Consider the following 13,929-nt stretch of genomic DNA (forward strand, 5'->3'; position numbering starts at 1 on the left):
CGCGGGCCTCGGCCCGCGCGCGGCTCCAATACCGTAGTTAGCGGCGATGAAAAGGAATTGTGAGTTTGCCGCCCCGGCTGGCCACGGGGCGAGCTAGATCAGATAATGTAGGCCTTCAGCGGCTCGAAGCCGTTGAACGCGACAGCCGAATAGGTCGTCGTGTATGCGCCGGTGCCTTCGATCAGGATCTCGTCGCCGATCGAAAGAGTGAGCGGCAGCGGATACAGGTTCTTCTCGTACAGCACATCTGCGGAATCGCAGGTCGGGCCGGCGATGACGCATGGCTCCATTTCGTCGCCGTCGCGCTCGGTGCGGATCGGGTAACGAATGGCTTCGTCCATGGTTTCGGCCAGACCGCCGAACTTGCCGATGTCGAGGAACACCCAGCGGGCAGCATCGTTGTCCGACTTCTTCGAGATCAGCACGACTTCGGTCTTGATGACACCCGCATTGCCGACCATGCCGCGGCCCGGCTCGATGATCGTCTTCGGCAGGTTGTTGCCGAAGTGGTCACGAAGGCTCTGGTAGATCGCACGGCCATAGGCTTCCGCCGTCGGAACGTCACGCAGGTACTTGGTCGGGAAGCCGCCGCCCATGTTGACCATCTGCAGGTGGATGCCCTGCTTGGCCAGCTGAACGAAGACGCGCTTGGCATCGGCGAGCGCCGAATCCCAGGCATCGACCTTGGTCATCTGCGAACCGACGTGGAACGACACACCGTAGGACTCGAGGCCGAGCTGGTGAGCGTAGACGAGAACGTCGACGGCCATCTGCGGCACGCAGCCGAACTTGCGCGACAGCGGCCATTCGGCGCCTTCGCCATCTGTCAGAACGCGGCAGAAAACACGGGCGCCGGGAGCGGCACGCGAGATCTTCTCGACTTCCTCATGGCTATCGACGGCGAAGAGGCTGACGCCGAGCGCATGCGCGCGGGCAACGTCGCGTTCCTTCTTGATCGTGTTGCCGTAGGAAATACGGGCAGCGGTCGCACCGGCATTCAGCGCCATTTCGATTTCGGCGACGGACGCGCAATCGAAGTTGGAGCCCATGTCGGCGAGCAGCTTCAGGACTTCAGGAGCCGGGTTTGCCTTGACGGCGTAGTAGATGGCGCTGTCCGGCATGGCGTGACGGAAAGCGGAGAAGTTGTCACGCACGACGTCGAGGTCGACCACGAGGCAGGGACCGTCGGGACGTCGGGTTGCGAGAAAGTCGCGGATGCGCTGAGTGGTCATGTCAATCCCTTTTCAATTCCAGAGCTCCGGTAAAAACCGGAGGACAAAGGGCATACGGGAACTCGCATTGGAACCAGCCGGTGGAGACCCCGGAACCATAGCAAGCGCTCGATGCGCAAATGATGAATCGACGCCGCATACGCGACATGGATTCGGCTTTGTCTGCCATGGATTGGAGGGGGTTCCCTACCGCACTTCCGGCAATGAAGGTGTGCCTCTTCAGTAACCCCCGCTGATGGAAAGCAGGGAGAGAACAAAAAGGCCCGCACCGTCGTTGCTTCAGGCGTCCTCGCATTTTCCGGTTGGCCGGAATAGCGACTGGAGGGGTTAATTCCAGGTACCTTACCGATTTCCTCACCAATTCGAGGGTTCGGCGGACACCCATGGGCACGTGCGACTTTGGGCTGAGGACGAGATAAGAATATTCGTCGTCATAATCAAGAATTTTTTTGACCCCTGCCGCAAAAAATCAAAGCCGCGAAAAATGCGCCGAATTGCGTGCCGAGACGTCACGCGTTACACTTATCCTTGGAAAAATCGGAGGAAGTGCCAATGTCGGCCGCCGCAGAACGCATGAAGGCGATGAGAGAGCGGCGGAAGGCCAACCACCTTCGCGAAGTGCGCATCGTTGCGCTCGATGCCCGCTCTCCCGAAGTGAGAAGGCGCATTGCAAAGCAGGTCGCCGCTCTTAACAAGGATGATGAGCGGGAAGTTCTGGAGTGGATTGAGGCAGCTGCCGACCTCCGTGGCTGGACATGGCCGGAATGAAACGTGGCGACATCGTCACGATCGCGATATCCGGCGATTATGGAAAGCCTAGGCCCGCTGTCGTTGTGCAAACCAACGCCATTTCCCAGGAACATGCCTCTGTCGTCGTCTGTCCGATCAGTTCAACAATCGTGGAATCTGATTTCCGGCCGATTCTGGATGTGGCCGAAGGAACGGGTTTGCGAATTCGTTCTCAGATTATGACCGACAAGGTTATCGGCGTGCCGCGAGAGAAAGTCGGAAAGATCATCGGACACATGACCGAAACCGAGCTGCGCCAGCTCGATGCCGCGCTTGCATTCCTTCTCGGTCTCGTAGATTGACCTCCTAGAACCTGGATAAAAGACATATGGACACGCTCACCCGCATACGTGCCTTCATCGATGTCGTCGAAGCCGAGGGCTTTTCCGCCGCCGCGCGCCGGACCGGCCGCTCCAAGGCGCTGCTGTCCAAATATGTCCGGGAACTGGAAGACGAGCTCGGCGCTCTGCTGCTGAACCGCACCACCCGCCAGTTCTCGATGACCGAGGCCGGTCATACCTATTACCGGACGGCATCAGACATCCTGAAGGAGATCGACAATCTCGCCGATCTCGTCCGCGAGAATAACGCGCAGCTGAAGGGGCGCCTGAAGATCTCGGTCCCGCGCACTTTCGTCGATGCCGATGTCGGCCAGTGCCTGATTGATTTCGCCAAGGAGAACCCGGATCTGCAGCTAGAGATCGCCGCCGATGACCGCTTCGTCGATCTGATCGAGGAAGGCTTCGATCTGGCGATCCGCGTCACCAAACTCGAAGACTCCGGGATGATCGCCCGCAAGATCTCCGATTTTCGCGTCCATATCTGCGCGACGCCGGAATTTCTGGAGCGCTATCCTGATATCGAGCATCCGTCCGATCTCGCCAATGTACCGTTCATCGTCGACCGGAACTCGCGCACACAGGCGAGCATCCACTTCTACAATCCGGACAGCACGACGTTTACCGTCGCCGTCTCCGGGCCAATGGAGGTGAACAGCCCGCATGCGACATTACGCGCAGCGCTGTCAGGCCTCGGCATCGCGCTGATCCCTGATTTCATCGCCCGCAAGCCGATCGAGGACGGCCGTCTGGTGACGCTGTTCAACGACTATATCCCCACCGATCGCGGCATTTACGCCGTCTATCCGCACCGGCGCTATCTCCCGGCCAAGGTCCGCATCTTCGTCGATTACCTGCACGGCTGGTTCAAGAAGCATAGCTGAGCCACGGCTGATTCACTTTGCCACCTTGAGACCGGTCCCAATTCCGTCCCATTGTCAGGCAAGAAAACTCCAACCGATTTGGGCAGAGCGATAAGCCGACGCATGAAAAAATCCACGCTTCCGATCGCCGGCCTGCTGGCACTCGCGCCCGTCGCAGCCATGGCGCATCCGCACATCTTCGTGGAAGCCCGGCTCGAGGTGGTCGCAGCACCGGATGGCACGATCCAGGAGCTGAGAAACATCTGGCGCTTCGACGAGGTCTTCTCATCGTCCGTCGTCATGGATTTCGACAAGAACACCGACCTGAAGCTTGAGCCGAACGAACTTGCCGAAGTCGGCAAGACAGTGCGGGATTCGCTGGCCGACTACGACTACTACATGAACATGACCGTCGATGGGAAAAACGTCACGGTCGAGAAGCCCGACATCATCCATGTCGATTACAAGGAGGGCCAGCTGCTGATGTTCTTTGCAGTCAAGCCTTCGCAGCCGATGCCGCTGAAAAGCAAGTTGACCTTCGGCGTCTACGATCCAACGCTCTACACTTCGATCGACTTTCCGTCCGACAACGAACTCGTGCTGGTCGGCGATGGCTTCAAKGGCTGCAAGCATGACGTTCTGCGCCCCGACCCCGACCAGGTCATTTCAGAAAACAAGCAATCCCTGACCGACGCCTTCTTTAACGACCCGACCGGCACCAACATGTCGAAACTCTTTGCCACCAGGCTTGAGATCTCATGCTGAAACGATCCATCCCGTTCCTCATGCCCGCGGCGGCCCTGATGATGGCCGTGGCCGTCAGCGCCGCGCACGCGCAGTCTCCACTCGGGATTGGAACCGCAGAGCCGAGCTTCCAGCCTATCGGCGGCCCGCTTGCACCTCTTCTTGCCTATGTGAATTACGAACAGCAGGCCTTCTACCGGGCGCTGACCGGCGCCCTGAAGGCGATGCGCCAGGATCCCTGGCAGTTGACGTCACTGATCGGCTTGTCCTTTGCCTATGGCGTCTTTCACGCGGCCGGCCCCGGTCACGGCAAAGCGGTCATCTCGTCCTATATGATTGCCAACGAAGTCGAGCTTCGCCGCGGCGTCGTCATCTCCTTCATCTCGGCCTTCATCCAGGGCATCGTCGCCGTCGCGCTCGTCGGCGGAGCGTGGCTGGTGTTGCGCGGCAGCGGGATCACGCTGACTCAGGCAACGCATGCCATGGAGATCGCCAGCTTCGTCATGGTGATTGCCTTCGGCGGCTGGCTTCTCTTCCGCAAGCTACGCTCGATGATCTCAGGCATGCCGAAACGCGAAGTCGTGGCGACGCCGGAAGGGCCGGTCAGCATGATGCTCGACTGGAAAGATAACGAGACGGAAAAGAACGCCTACGCATTCGGCGAGACCCAGGCTCGCAGCGCCGGCCATAATTTCATATCGGGCATGGCCTGCGAAACCTGTGGCCAGTCGCATATACCGGATCCGTCATTGCTTGGCTCCGATACGTTCAGCATCCGCGAAGCCTGGTCGGCGATCATCGCCGTCGGACTGCGTCCCTGCTCCGGCGCGTTGCTGGTCATGACTTTTTCGCTGCTGAACGGGCTTTATCTCGGCGGCATGCTTTCCGTGCTCGCCATGTCCTTCGGCACGGCGATCACCGTCGCGATCCTCGCAACGCTTGCCGTGACAGCCAAGGGTGCTGCCGTTCGCATCGCCGGCCGGGGCTCGGTGACATCTGTCTGGATCGGCAATGCGATCGAGATTCTCGGCGCCATACTCGTCATCTGCTTCGGCGCCCTGCTTCTCGGCGCCTCCCTGCAGGGCTGACGCTCAGCGGCTCTTGTTTCGCTGATAGCGGGCGCGCAACCAGAAGATCGCGAAGAAACCAAGCAGCAGGATCGCACCGACCGCGAAGGCGAGCGGCGGCGAATACTGGCCGATCCACAAAACCAGGGTTGGCAGGAAATAGATGACCAGCCCTGCAACCAGGAGAATGACGGCTGCGGCAACGGCCTGCGAACGGCTTTCGGGGCTCATGCCAGCCGTTCCTTTTCCAGATCGGCGCGAATGTCCTGCAGCTTGCGCTTCTGGTCTCCGTTTCCATCGAAATTATCAGGCGACAGCCATGCCTTGAAGGCATCGTCGAGCAGCGGCCACTCGCTGTCGATCATCGAAAACCAGGCGGTATCGCGGTTGCGGCGCTTCGAGATCATGTGCTGGCGGAAGACGCCTTCGAAGGTGAAGCCATAGCGGGCCGCGGTTGTCTTGCTCGGCTCGTTGTTGTTGTCGCACTTCCATTCGTAGCGGCGGTAGCCGAGGTCCTCGAACACATGCTTGGCCATCAGGTAATGCGCTTCGGTGGACAGCGGTGAACGCTTCATCGCGGCGCCATGAGCAACACCGCCGATTTCGACAACGCCATTCGCGGGATCGGCGCGCATATAGTTCGCCATCCCGACGATTTCGCCCGTCGCATTGTCACGGAAGATATGCGTCAGCCAGCCGCCTTTCTTGGCGTTGTCGAGCCACGTACCGAAATCCTCGATACCGCCGAAATCGTCCTGTGCGAAATAGAGAAGCAGCGGATTGATGCCCATGCCGCCAAGCCCATCCCACAAGGCCTGCAGATGCTGTTCGCGGACGAACGGCTCAACCGTCACATAGCGGCCCTTCAGCGTCACATAGCCGGGGGCGGAAACCTTGTAGGTGGAAAGATCGCGCATGGTCACTCCTCTGGTGGAAGAGTGGATAGGCCAGCCGCCCCGGAAAGGCAACCGGCCCCTTTGTCACTGTGACAGCGTCACCTTCGCGGAAGACACAGTTGCCTCGATATGATCGACCAGCGCATCGGCAAGACCGAGACGGCCCGCCAGCAGATCGAGATAGCCGCGCTCGGCACGGGAATCCGGCTCGATCGTCAGGCGCGAGGCGGTATAAAGTTCCACCTTCTGCTCCTCAGTCCGGGCAGCGCCAACAAGCGCGTCGAGATCGGTTGGCGAGGCCAATTCCTTCTCAATGAAAGCGGCAGCTTCGCCGCTGACATCAGCGGCCTTCATCTTGCCCATGATCAGTGCACGTTCGGCATCATCGATATGCCCGTCGGCCTTGGCAGCGGCGATCATGGCACGGATCAGCACCAGCACGAACTCATTGCTGGCAGCAGGCGACTGCGGGCCAAAACCGGAATCGACAGGCGGAGCAAGAACAAGCGGCGTCGATGGTTGCTGTGAGGGCGCCGCAGGAGCGGCAGGCGTCTGCCCGGCCTGATAATTCTTGTAGGCCTGATAGCCGAGGCCGGCGATAGCGGCCAGCCCGCCGATCGTCAGCGCATTGCCGGCAATGCTGCGGCCGGTCTTGGTGCCGAGAAGGGCTGTCGCCAGCGCTCCGGCCTTCCATGGATTGTCCTTGGCAAGCTGCACCGCACCGCCCGCGCGATCGCGAACACTGCCGCCAACACCCGGGATCTGCGATCCCAAAAACTGATCAAGAAGCTTCTTTGCGTCGAACATTCCCCGTCGTCTCCCTGTTTTAAGGCTGGGATGAAGATAGGAAGTGCAACTGTAAATACAAATGCAGGCGCAAGGCGCCTGCATCAATAGCGATCACTTAAATGTCAGGCCTGCAGCGCTGCAGCTTCGGCTGCAAGCTTGGTGATGCCTGCCCAGTCGCCCGCGGCAACCAGCTCCTTCGGCGCAACCCAGGAGCCGCCGACGCAGACAACGTTCGGCAGCGACAGGTAATCATTGGCGTTCTTCAGCGAGATGCCGCCGGTCGGGCAAAACAGCATGCCGGCGAGCGGCGAAGACAGAGCCTTGAGATAGGCGGCGCCGCCTGCCTGTTCGGCGGGGAAGAACTTGAGGACCTGGTAGCCCTCTTCGCGAAGTGCCATCACTTCACTCACCGTTGCTGCGCCCGGCAGCAGCGGAACGGGAGACTGGGCCGCGGCATCGAGCAGTTCCTGCGTCGCGCCGGGGCTGACGATGAACTTCGAGCCTGCGGCAACGGCAGCTTCCCAATGGGCGGCATTAAGGATCGTCCCGGCACCAACTTCAGCGCCTTCCACTTCGTCGGCAACGGCGCGCACGGCTTCGAGCGCGACCGGGGTCCGCATGGTGATCTCGATGGCCTTCAGACCGCCGGCGACCAGCGCACGCGCCAGAGAAACGCCGGACTTCACGTCGTCGATGATGAGCACCGGAACGACCGGCTGAAGCTTGAGGATGGAAAGGAGCTTCTGTGTCTTTTCGCCCATGGCCAAGATCCTTTGAAACGATTGAAATTCGGGCTCCGAGATACGCCCAAGGGTACACTTTGTCGAGACCAAACCGATCTTTGGCATAAATGGGTTTGAACCATTATTTTTTTGCGCTAGCTTAGCCCCTCGTCACGAAAGGTCACTGGCAATGGCGAAGGAAATCGAGCGGAAGTTTCTGGTACGCACCGATGGATGGCGCGCCAAGGCCGTATCGAAGGCAATTCTCAAGCAGGCTTACGTCGCCTCGATGGACGACCGTTCCGTCCGGGTGCGTATCCTCGATGACAGCAGCGCCCGGCTGACAATGAAGATCGGCCGCAGCACCCTGACGCGCGACGAATTCGAATATGATATCCCCGTCCCCGATGCCGAGGAACTGATGGAAAACGCCATCGGTATCGTCATCGAGAAGACCCGCTACCGCGTGCCCCACGAAGGCTTCATCTGGGAAGTCGATGTCTTTGGCGGCCCCCATCGCGGCCTCGTGATTGCGGAAGTCGAACTGAAGGCGGAAACCGACAGCCCCTCCCTGCCCTCGTGGCTAGGCCGCGAGGTCACCGGCGATTTCCACTACTCGAACCAGGCGCTGGCGACCGAATACCAGTACGACCGCCATGCCCTTCCGCATTCGGCCTGACGCGGATTTTACCGAGAGCTTCAAGGATGCTGCGACCGGCGAACTGCTGGAAGCGATCCGCATGCTCGAACAGCGGCCGGATGGCACACACGAGGCGATTCATGCCTTCCGCAAGAACCTGAAAAAGGTGCGCTCGCTCTACAGGCTGGTGGCCCGCGAGATGGGCGCAATCCGGAAACGCGAGAATATCCGGCTAAGGGATGCCGCCAGGGCGCTCTCCACCATTCGCGATGCCGAAGCGCTGATCGAAACCGTCCGCTATCTGCAATCTCATGCGCGCGATGAAGACGAGCGCGCCTCACTCGAGCGGATAGCAGTCATTCTCGAAACCCGTCGGAACTGGATGACAGAGGCAGAGGCGGGGATCGAGCCGAAGCTTCTGGAAACCAGCGGCATTCTGAAAGAGGCGATCGCAGCGCTGGACGGTCTCTCTTTTCCGGGCAAACGCGACAAGACTGCGAAACTGATTGCCAAGGGATGGGAGCGGACGGCGGCGAAAGCACGAGCCGCACTTGACGCCTGCCATGGCGAGGCGTCCGACAGCGCCTTCCATGAACTGCGCAAGCGAACGCAGGATTACCGCGCCAACCATAAACTCCTGACCGCCCTCTGGCCTACTGCCATGAAAGCCAAGCGCGATGCGGCCAAGGCACTGGTGGATCGTCTGGGACACGTCCACGATCTGTCCGTGCTCAGCGATCTGGTAGAGGCCGAGCCGCAGCTCTTTACCCGCAACGACGATCTTGCGCGCCTGCTCGATGCGATCATCCACCGCCAGCAGGACGACCGCCGCGAGGCGTTGATCATCGCAGGGACCATCTTTGCCGACGATCCCCGTGAAGAAGCAGGGCGCATCCAGCTCCTCTGGCGCGCAGCGGAAAAGTGACTTGATCGCCTTCGCCAACAGGCAATTGCACTGACGGGCCGAAAGCTGTATTTCCACCGCCCATGACCGACAGCATCAATAGCTCAAGCTCGTTCCTCGTGGCGGCGCTCTATCATTTCGTTTCCGTGCCGCGCTTCGAAAGCCTGCGTGAGCCGCTGCAGGCGCTCTGTGAGGCAAACGGCGTGAAGGGCACGCTGCTGCTTGCCCATGAGGGCATCAACGGCACGATCGGCGGACCGGATGAAGGCGTCAGGACGGTGTTGGCCTATCTGCGAGACCAGCCGGAATTCGCGACACTGGAGCACAAGGAAAGCCGCGCATCGAAGATGCCGTTCCTGCGCATGAAGGTGAAGCTGAAAAAAGAGATCGTCACCATGGGCGTCGAAAACATCGACCCGAACAAGGTGGTTGGTACCTATGTCGCGGCAAAGGACTGGAACGAATTGATTTCCGATCCCGACACCATCGTGATCGACACCCGCAACGACTACGAGACGGCGATCGGCGTCTTCCGCGGCGCCGTCGATCCGCAAACCAAGACCTTCCGCGAATTTCCCGATTGGGTGCGCAACAATCCCGGCCTGCACAACAAGCCGAAGATCGCCATGTACTGCACCGGCGGCATCCGCTGCGAAAAGGCGACAGCCTTCATGAAGGAACAGGGATTCGAAGAGGTCTATCACCTCAAGGGCGGTATCCTGAAATACCTTGAGGAAGTGCCGCAGGAAGAAAGCTTGTGGGAGGGCGCCTGCTTTGTCTTCGACGAGCGGGTTTCGGTCGAGCACGGCCTGAAGGAAGGCGAGCACAAGCTCTGCCACGCCTGCCGCAACCCGATCACCGCGGAAGAGATCACCTCACCACACTATGAGGAAGGCGTTTCCTGCAGCCATTGCTACGGGACGCGTAGTGAAGAAGATCGCCTGCGCTATCGGCAGCGCCAGCACCAGATCGCGCTTGCCAGGAAACGCGGCCAGAAGCACATCGGAACCTAGGCTGCACTCGTCCGGCGCGGCGGGCGGCGCTGCTCGCGCCGCTCCTCCAGCATTTCGGTGATCTTGTCGGCCGTCACCGGCCGGCTGAAGTGATAGCCTTGCAGGCTGTCGCAACCGAAGAGACGGACGGCGACCGCCTGGGCTTCCGTCTCGATGCCCTCGGCCGTCACCGGAATATTGAGCGATCGTGCAAGGGCGACAGTTGCCTGCAGCATCTCGCGCTGGCTCTCGCTCTCGGTAACGCCATCGACAAGCGAACGGTCGATCTTGATGCGATCGAAACCGAACTGGCGCAGATAACCGATCGACGAGAAGCCCGAGCCGAAATCATCCAGCGCAATCTTCACGCCGAGCGTCTTCAGCCGTTCGATCGACTGGCGCGTCCGCTGCGGATTCTGGATCATGTAGCCTTCGGTGATCTCGAGCGTCACCCGGCGCGCTTCGATCTCCGTCTGCTTCAGAACGTAGCGCACATAATCGGTAAATGCCGGATTGCGGAACTGGCCGGGTGAGACGTTGACCGAGATCCGCAGATCCGGCCACTGCTTGGCGGTCTCGCATGCCTTGCGCAAGACGAACAGGCCGAGCGCTTCGATCAGGCCGCTGGTCTCGGCAACCGGAATGAAGACATCGGGCGAAATAGGACCGAAGCCTGGACGGTTCCAGCGCACCAGCGCTTCCACGCCATTCATCTCATAGGTCTCCGCATCGATCAGCGGCTGATAGGCAAGCGTCAGATCGCCGCTCTCGATCGCAGCGCGCAGATCGATCTCCAGCGCGTTGCGCTCTTCGCGGTCTGCATCCATCTCCGGATCATAAAGCATCATCCGGGCACGGCCGGCTTCCTTGGCCTTGTACATCGCGAGGTCGGCGCGGCGCACCAGCTCTTCGCGGTCAGCAACGCCTTCGGGCGACATCGCGATGCCGATGCTAGCGCCGATGACGACGACACGGCGGCCGATTTCCAGCGGCTCGGCGAGGAAGTCGAGAATCTGTTCCGAGAGCTGCAGAGCTTCGGCATTGCCGCCTTCAGAATGGAAGGCAATGGCAAACTCATCGCCACCGATACGCGCGAGAACAGCATGCGGTGGGATCAGAACCTTCAACCCGGCCGCGACGGCACGGATCAGCTGATCGCCAGTGCCGTGGCCGTAGCTGTCGTTGACTTCCTTGAAGCCATCGAGATCGAGGTAGAGAATGAGGATGTTCTTCTTGTTCTGCTGGGCTTCCTCGACCATGGCGTCAATGGCGATCCCCAGCCCCTCGCGGTTCCAGAGACCACTCAGCCGGTCGCGAAGCGCCTCCTCGCGGGCGGTGATTTCTTCCGCCTTGAGACGCCGTCCGGCCATCCAGCCGATCACCAGAAGCACGGCGAAGAACAAGCCCACTAGGCCCAAGGCTTTCACCACGGTCGGCCGCACCTGATCATAGCCGATGTCTCCCGGCGACCGCGACGTCCAGACGAGCTTACCGAGTGTGACACCCGCAGCATCATCGATCCTGACGGAATATTTTGCGGCGTAGTCCGCGGGCACGAGCTTCATGCCATGGATCACATAGGTGTCGCCAAGACCGGTCACCTTGGCATCATCGAGATGCCGCGCGAAAATCAGGTAGCGGCGGCTGCCAGCTGGCTTGTCCAACGCGCCGGATTTCTCGCGTACCAGCGCGATGCCTGCAGCGGCGATGCCCGACTTCGTACCGACAAAACCGACAGCCTCCGGATCAGTAAGATCTGCCGCTCGAACCTTGTCGAGCAGGGTCCAGAGCGATGGTGCGAAGAAGTCGTCGAGACGGCCCTCCATCGCCTTGCCATCCCGAAAGGCCATCAGCGGTTTCTTGTTGTCATCGATGACAATGGCCATGTCGAACAGCGAACTGTTGACGGACATCTCGCCGTAATTGCTGATCGTCCATGCCATGCCGCCATCAGCATAGACATTGGCTGCGGCATCGTCCCATGCGGCATAATCGTTGAGAGTCGCGCCAAGCTGCTCTTCGAAGGTCTTCAGCGCTCCAGCGGTGGTCTCCCGCGAGCGCTCGTCGTCGAGCACGTTGGCATTGTCTGCGACGCGTGAAATTGCGGTCAGGATCATCACAGTGACGATCGCGACGATGACGGCGAAGGTCAGCAACACGCCCGTGACGGTCGTGTGCCGGCCTATCCCCAAGGCCTGATTTTTTTGCCCGAATAACTTAGGCATTTATTGCTCCCCGATGGCAGGGACTGTGCCAGTCAAGAGTTCAAGAAACTGTTAAAAATCACGGCAAAACGATTAATCAGCGGGTATTTTAAAGATAAATTTCGCTATCTATGCAAAAACCGCCCCCGGAGCACCGGAAGCGGCTGACTTTGCTGCATATTTTGCGGCCGCACCATGCTGCTTATTCAGCGCCGTGACGCGGAAAAACCGGATCAGAAACCGATTTCTGGACCCCATTCCGGTGGCCAAAACCACTCGTAAAACCAAGAGGCGATTTTCCGCATTTCTTGCTAAACGCCAGAGTAGAGCCAAGGCTTCGGTCAGGCTGTCTTATGGTTGCCCTTGGGGAACTGGCCGGCGAGTTCGCCATACCACTTTCCGCTCTTCTTCACCGTACGAACCTGCGTTTGATAATCGACATGGACGAGGCCGAAACGCATCTTGTAGCCTTCCGCCCATTCGAAATTGTCCATCAGGCTCCAGGCGAAGTAGCCGCGCATCGGATAACCGTCCTTGATCAGGTTGGCGACGACATCGAGGTGATCGCTGACATAGTCGAGGCGCATCGTGTCATCGACCTGGCCATTGACGACATCGGTATTGTCGCAGGCACCGTTCTCGGTGATGTAGCATTCCGGCAGTTCGTAGCGGCGGTAGAGATCCTCGACCAGATGCTTGAGACCGGGCGCATAGACTTCCCAGCCGATATCGGTCTTCACGTCGCTCGCCGGCGCCGCCTCGACAGTCCAGGGGAAATCACCCTTCTTCGAGGCATCGTCGTGGACGCGGTCCGGCTTGTAGTAGTTGAGGCCCCACCAATCGAGCTTCTGGTTGATGATCTTCAAGTCACCGTCTTCGATGACAGGCATGCGATCGCCGAGCGCCTCGACGAACTCCTTCGGATACTCGCCCTTGAAAACCGGATCGAAGAAGGCGCCGTTATGAAACTGATGGGCGCGCTCGGCAGCAGCCAGATCGGCCGGGCTGTCGGAACCCGGAATGATCGACGAGGCGTTGAGCACCAGACCGACAGGAACATTCGGCGCCTCGGAGCGGATCGCTTCGACACCGAGACCATGGGCGAGGTTCATGTAATGCATCGCATGCAGCGCTGCCTGCATGTTGCGTTCGCCCGGAGCATGGATGCCGTAGAGGTGGCTGAGCCAAACGATGCACCACGGCTCGTTGAAGGTTGCGACCGTATCGAGGCGGTCGCCGAGGCGGGCCATGACGGTCTTCGCATAGCGCTGGAATGCATAGGCGGTCGAGCGCGCCGTCCAGCCGCCGTCGCCGGCGAGCAGCAGCGGCAGATCCCAATGGTAAAGCGTCGCGAAGGTCTTGATGCCGCGCGCCTTGCAGCCGTCGACGAGGCGGTCGTAAAAATCGAGACCAGCCTCGTTCACCGGGCCGGTACCGTCAGGGATGATGCGCGGCCAGGCGATCGAGAAGCGGTAGGCCGAAACGCCCATCTCCTTGATCAGGTCGAGGTCTTCGTCGAGGCGGTTATAGTGATCGCAGGCGACATCGCCGTTGTCCCGGTTATAGACGCGGCCGGGCATGTTGCAGAACGCATCCCAGATGGAGGGCTTGCGGCCATCGGCCTTGGAGGCGCCTTCGATCTGGAAGGCGGCTGTCGCCACGCCGAAGGTGAAGTCGCCCGGGAAGCGGGCTGCGAGAAGCTTCGGATCGATCATGATGTTTTCCGTCTTTAGTGCTGTTCAGGTCGGC

Annotated in this window: 15 protein-coding genes; 8 read left to right on the plus strand and 7 right to left on the minus strand. The window is 60.1% G+C overall.

Annotated elements, in window-relative coordinates; genetic code table 11:
• Positions 1-98 precede the first annotated feature (98 nt).
• Positions 99-1,232: an ornithine/lysine decarboxylase gene (gene odc2, locus AC1DIJ_RS20560; RefSeq protein ID WP_112385599.1), complete on the minus strand. Its 1,134-nt coding sequence runs from the start codon at positions 1,230-1,232 to the stop codon at positions 99-101.
• A 552-nt stretch (positions 1,233-1,784) separates the two neighbouring features.
• Here odc2 and AC1DIJ_RS20565 point away from each other — a divergent pair.
• The 5 genes from AC1DIJ_RS20565 (at position 1,785) to AC1DIJ_RS20585 (ending at position 5,054) form a co-directional block, all read left to right on the plus strand.
• On the plus strand, positions 1,785-2,000 hold the full coding sequence (locus AC1DIJ_RS20565; protein ID WP_310296888.1) for an antitoxin MazE-like protein: 216 nt from the start codon (positions 1,785-1,787) through the stop codon (positions 1,998-2,000).
• The gene (locus AC1DIJ_RS20570; protein WP_112385724.1) at positions 1,997-2,323 is read left to right on the plus strand and encodes a type II toxin-antitoxin system PemK/MazF family toxin; all 327 of its coding nucleotides are present in this window, start codon (positions 1,997-1,999) and stop codon (positions 2,321-2,323) included. Before AC1DIJ_RS20565 ends, AC1DIJ_RS20570 begins: the two co-directional genes overlap by 4 nt.
• Positions 2,324-2,349: 26 nt before the next feature.
• Positions 2,350-3,243 (plus strand): LysR family transcriptional regulator, encoded by an 894-nt coding sequence (locus AC1DIJ_RS20575; protein WP_112385600.1) that lies wholly within the window; start codon positions 2,350-2,352, stop codon positions 3,241-3,243.
• A 102-nt stretch (positions 3,244-3,345) separates the two neighbouring features.
• Positions 3,346-3,987 carry a DUF1007 family protein gene (locus tag AC1DIJ_RS20580; protein ID WP_477831533.1) on the plus strand — a complete coding sequence of 214 codons (642 nt, stop codon included), beginning with the start codon at positions 3,346-3,348 and terminating at the stop codon, positions 3,985-3,987.
• 20 nt (positions 3,988-4,007) lie between these two features.
• Positions 4,008-5,054 (plus strand): nickel/cobalt transporter, encoded by a 1,047-nt coding sequence (locus AC1DIJ_RS20585; RefSeq protein ID WP_477831538.1) that lies wholly within the window; start codon positions 4,008-4,010, stop codon positions 5,052-5,054.
• Positions 5,055-5,057: 3 nt separating this feature from the next.
• Here AC1DIJ_RS20585 and AC1DIJ_RS20590 read toward each other — a convergent pair whose 3' ends face one another.
• The 4 genes from AC1DIJ_RS20590 to AC1DIJ_RS20605 all read right to left on the minus strand — a co-directional run bounded on the left by AC1DIJ_RS20590 (position 5,058) and on the right by AC1DIJ_RS20605 (position 7,479).
• Positions 5,058-5,264, minus strand: coding sequence for a hypothetical protein (locus AC1DIJ_RS20590; RefSeq protein ID WP_112385603.1), 207 nt, complete (start codon positions 5,262-5,264; stop codon positions 5,058-5,060).
• On the minus strand, positions 5,261-5,950 hold the full coding sequence (locus AC1DIJ_RS20595) for a GNAT family N-acetyltransferase (RefSeq protein ID WP_112385604.1): 690 nt from the start codon (positions 5,948-5,950) through the stop codon (positions 5,261-5,263). Before AC1DIJ_RS20595 ends, AC1DIJ_RS20590 begins: the two co-directional genes overlap by 4 nt.
• 63 nt (positions 5,951-6,013) lie before the next feature.
• Entirely contained in the window at positions 6,014-6,736 is a 723-nt protein-coding gene (locus AC1DIJ_RS20600) for a tellurite resistance TerB family protein (protein ID WP_112385605.1), read from the minus strand.
• Between the two features lie 104 nt (positions 6,737-6,840).
• On the minus strand, positions 6,841-7,479 hold the full coding sequence (locus AC1DIJ_RS20605; protein WP_112385606.1) for a 2-dehydro-3-deoxy-phosphogluconate aldolase: 639 nt from the start codon (positions 7,477-7,479) through the stop codon (positions 6,841-6,843).
• Between the two features lie 151 nt (positions 7,480-7,630).
• On the opposite strand from AC1DIJ_RS20605, the gene AC1DIJ_RS20610 reads away from it, so the two are divergent.
• From AC1DIJ_RS20610 to trhO, 3 genes are all read left to right on the plus strand, one after another.
• On the plus strand, positions 7,631-8,119 hold the full coding sequence (locus tag AC1DIJ_RS20610) for a CYTH domain-containing protein (protein ID WP_112385607.1): 489 nt from the start codon (positions 7,631-7,633) through the stop codon (positions 8,117-8,119).
• Entirely contained in the window at positions 8,097-9,005 is a 909-nt protein-coding gene (locus AC1DIJ_RS20615) for a CHAD domain-containing protein (RefSeq protein WP_112385608.1), read from the plus strand. Before AC1DIJ_RS20610 ends, AC1DIJ_RS20615 begins: the two co-directional genes overlap by 23 nt.
• 62 nt (positions 9,006-9,067) lie before the next feature.
• Positions 9,068-9,997 carry an oxygen-dependent tRNA uridine(34) hydroxylase TrhO gene (gene trhO / locus AC1DIJ_RS20620; protein WP_112385609.1) on the plus strand — a complete coding sequence of 310 codons (930 nt, stop codon included), beginning with the start codon at positions 9,068-9,070 and terminating at the stop codon, positions 9,995-9,997.
• Here trhO and AC1DIJ_RS20625 read toward each other — a convergent pair.
• Together AC1DIJ_RS20625 and AC1DIJ_RS20630 are read right to left on the minus strand one after the other, a co-directional pair.
• The gene (locus AC1DIJ_RS20625; protein WP_112385610.1) at positions 9,994-12,201 is read right to left on the minus strand and encodes an EAL domain-containing protein; all 2,208 of its coding nucleotides are present in this window, start codon (positions 12,199-12,201) and stop codon (positions 9,994-9,996) included. The two genes, trhO and AC1DIJ_RS20625, sit on opposite strands and share 4 nt — an antisense overlap.
• A gap of 320 nt (positions 12,202-12,521) precedes the next feature.
• Positions 12,522-13,895 carry a GH1 family beta-glucosidase gene (locus AC1DIJ_RS20630; protein ID WP_112385611.1) on the minus strand — a complete coding sequence of 458 codons (1,374 nt, stop codon included), beginning with the start codon at positions 13,893-13,895 and terminating at the stop codon, positions 12,522-12,524.
• Positions 13,896-13,929: the final 34 nt, after the last annotated feature.

The sequence above is a fragment of the Rhizobium sp. 10N427 genome (assembly GCF_056394605.1).

Bases quoted from the DNA above. Each gene is read 5' to 3' on its own strand.
- AC1DIJ_RS20585 (WP_477831538.1), top strand. From the start codon at position 4,008: ATGCCCGCGGCGGCCCTGATGATGGCCGTGGCCGTCAGCGCCGCGCAC.
- trhO (WP_112385609.1), top strand. From the start codon at position 9,068: ATGACCGACAGCATCAATAGCTCAAGCTCGTTCCTCGTGGCGGCGCTC.
- AC1DIJ_RS20605 (WP_112385606.1), bottom strand. From the start codon at position 7,479: ATGGGCGAAAAGACACAGAAGCTCCTTTCCATCCTCAAGCTTCAGCCG.
- AC1DIJ_RS20575 (WP_112385600.1), top strand. From the start codon at position 2,350: ATGGACACGCTCACCCGCATACGTGCCTTCATCGATGTCGTCGAAGCC.
- odc2 (WP_112385599.1), bottom strand. From the start codon at position 1,232: ATGACCACTCAGCGCATCCGCGACTTTCTCGCAACCCGACGTCCCGAC.
- AC1DIJ_RS20615 (WP_112385608.1), top strand. From the start codon at position 8,097: ATGCCCTTCCGCATTCGGCCTGACGCGGATTTTACCGAGAGCTTCAAG.
- AC1DIJ_RS20565 (WP_310296888.1), top strand. From the start codon at position 1,785: ATGTCGGCCGCCGCAGAACGCATGAAGGCGATGAGAGAGCGGCGGAAG.
- AC1DIJ_RS20610 (WP_112385607.1), top strand. From the start codon at position 7,631: ATGGCGAAGGAAATCGAGCGGAAGTTTCTGGTACGCACCGATGGATGG.
- AC1DIJ_RS20595 (WP_112385604.1), bottom strand. From the start codon at position 5,950: ATGCGCGATCTTTCCACCTACAAGGTTTCCGCCCCCGGCTATGTGACG.
- AC1DIJ_RS20600 (WP_112385605.1), bottom strand. From the start codon at position 6,736: ATGTTCGACGCAAAGAAGCTTCTTGATCAGTTTTTGGGATCGCAGATC.
- AC1DIJ_RS20625 (WP_112385610.1), bottom strand. From the start codon at position 12,201: ATGCCTAAGTTATTCGGGCAAAAAAATCAGGCCTTGGGGATAGGCCGG.
- AC1DIJ_RS20570 (WP_112385724.1), top strand. From the start codon at position 1,997: ATGAAACGTGGCGACATCGTCACGATCGCGATATCCGGCGATTATGGA.
- AC1DIJ_RS20630 (WP_112385611.1), bottom strand. From the start codon at position 13,895: ATGATCGATCCGAAGCTTCTCGCAGCCCGCTTCCCGGGCGACTTCACC.
- AC1DIJ_RS20590 (WP_112385603.1), bottom strand. From the start codon at position 5,264: ATGAGCCCCGAAAGCCGTTCGCAGGCCGTTGCCGCAGCCGTCATTCTC.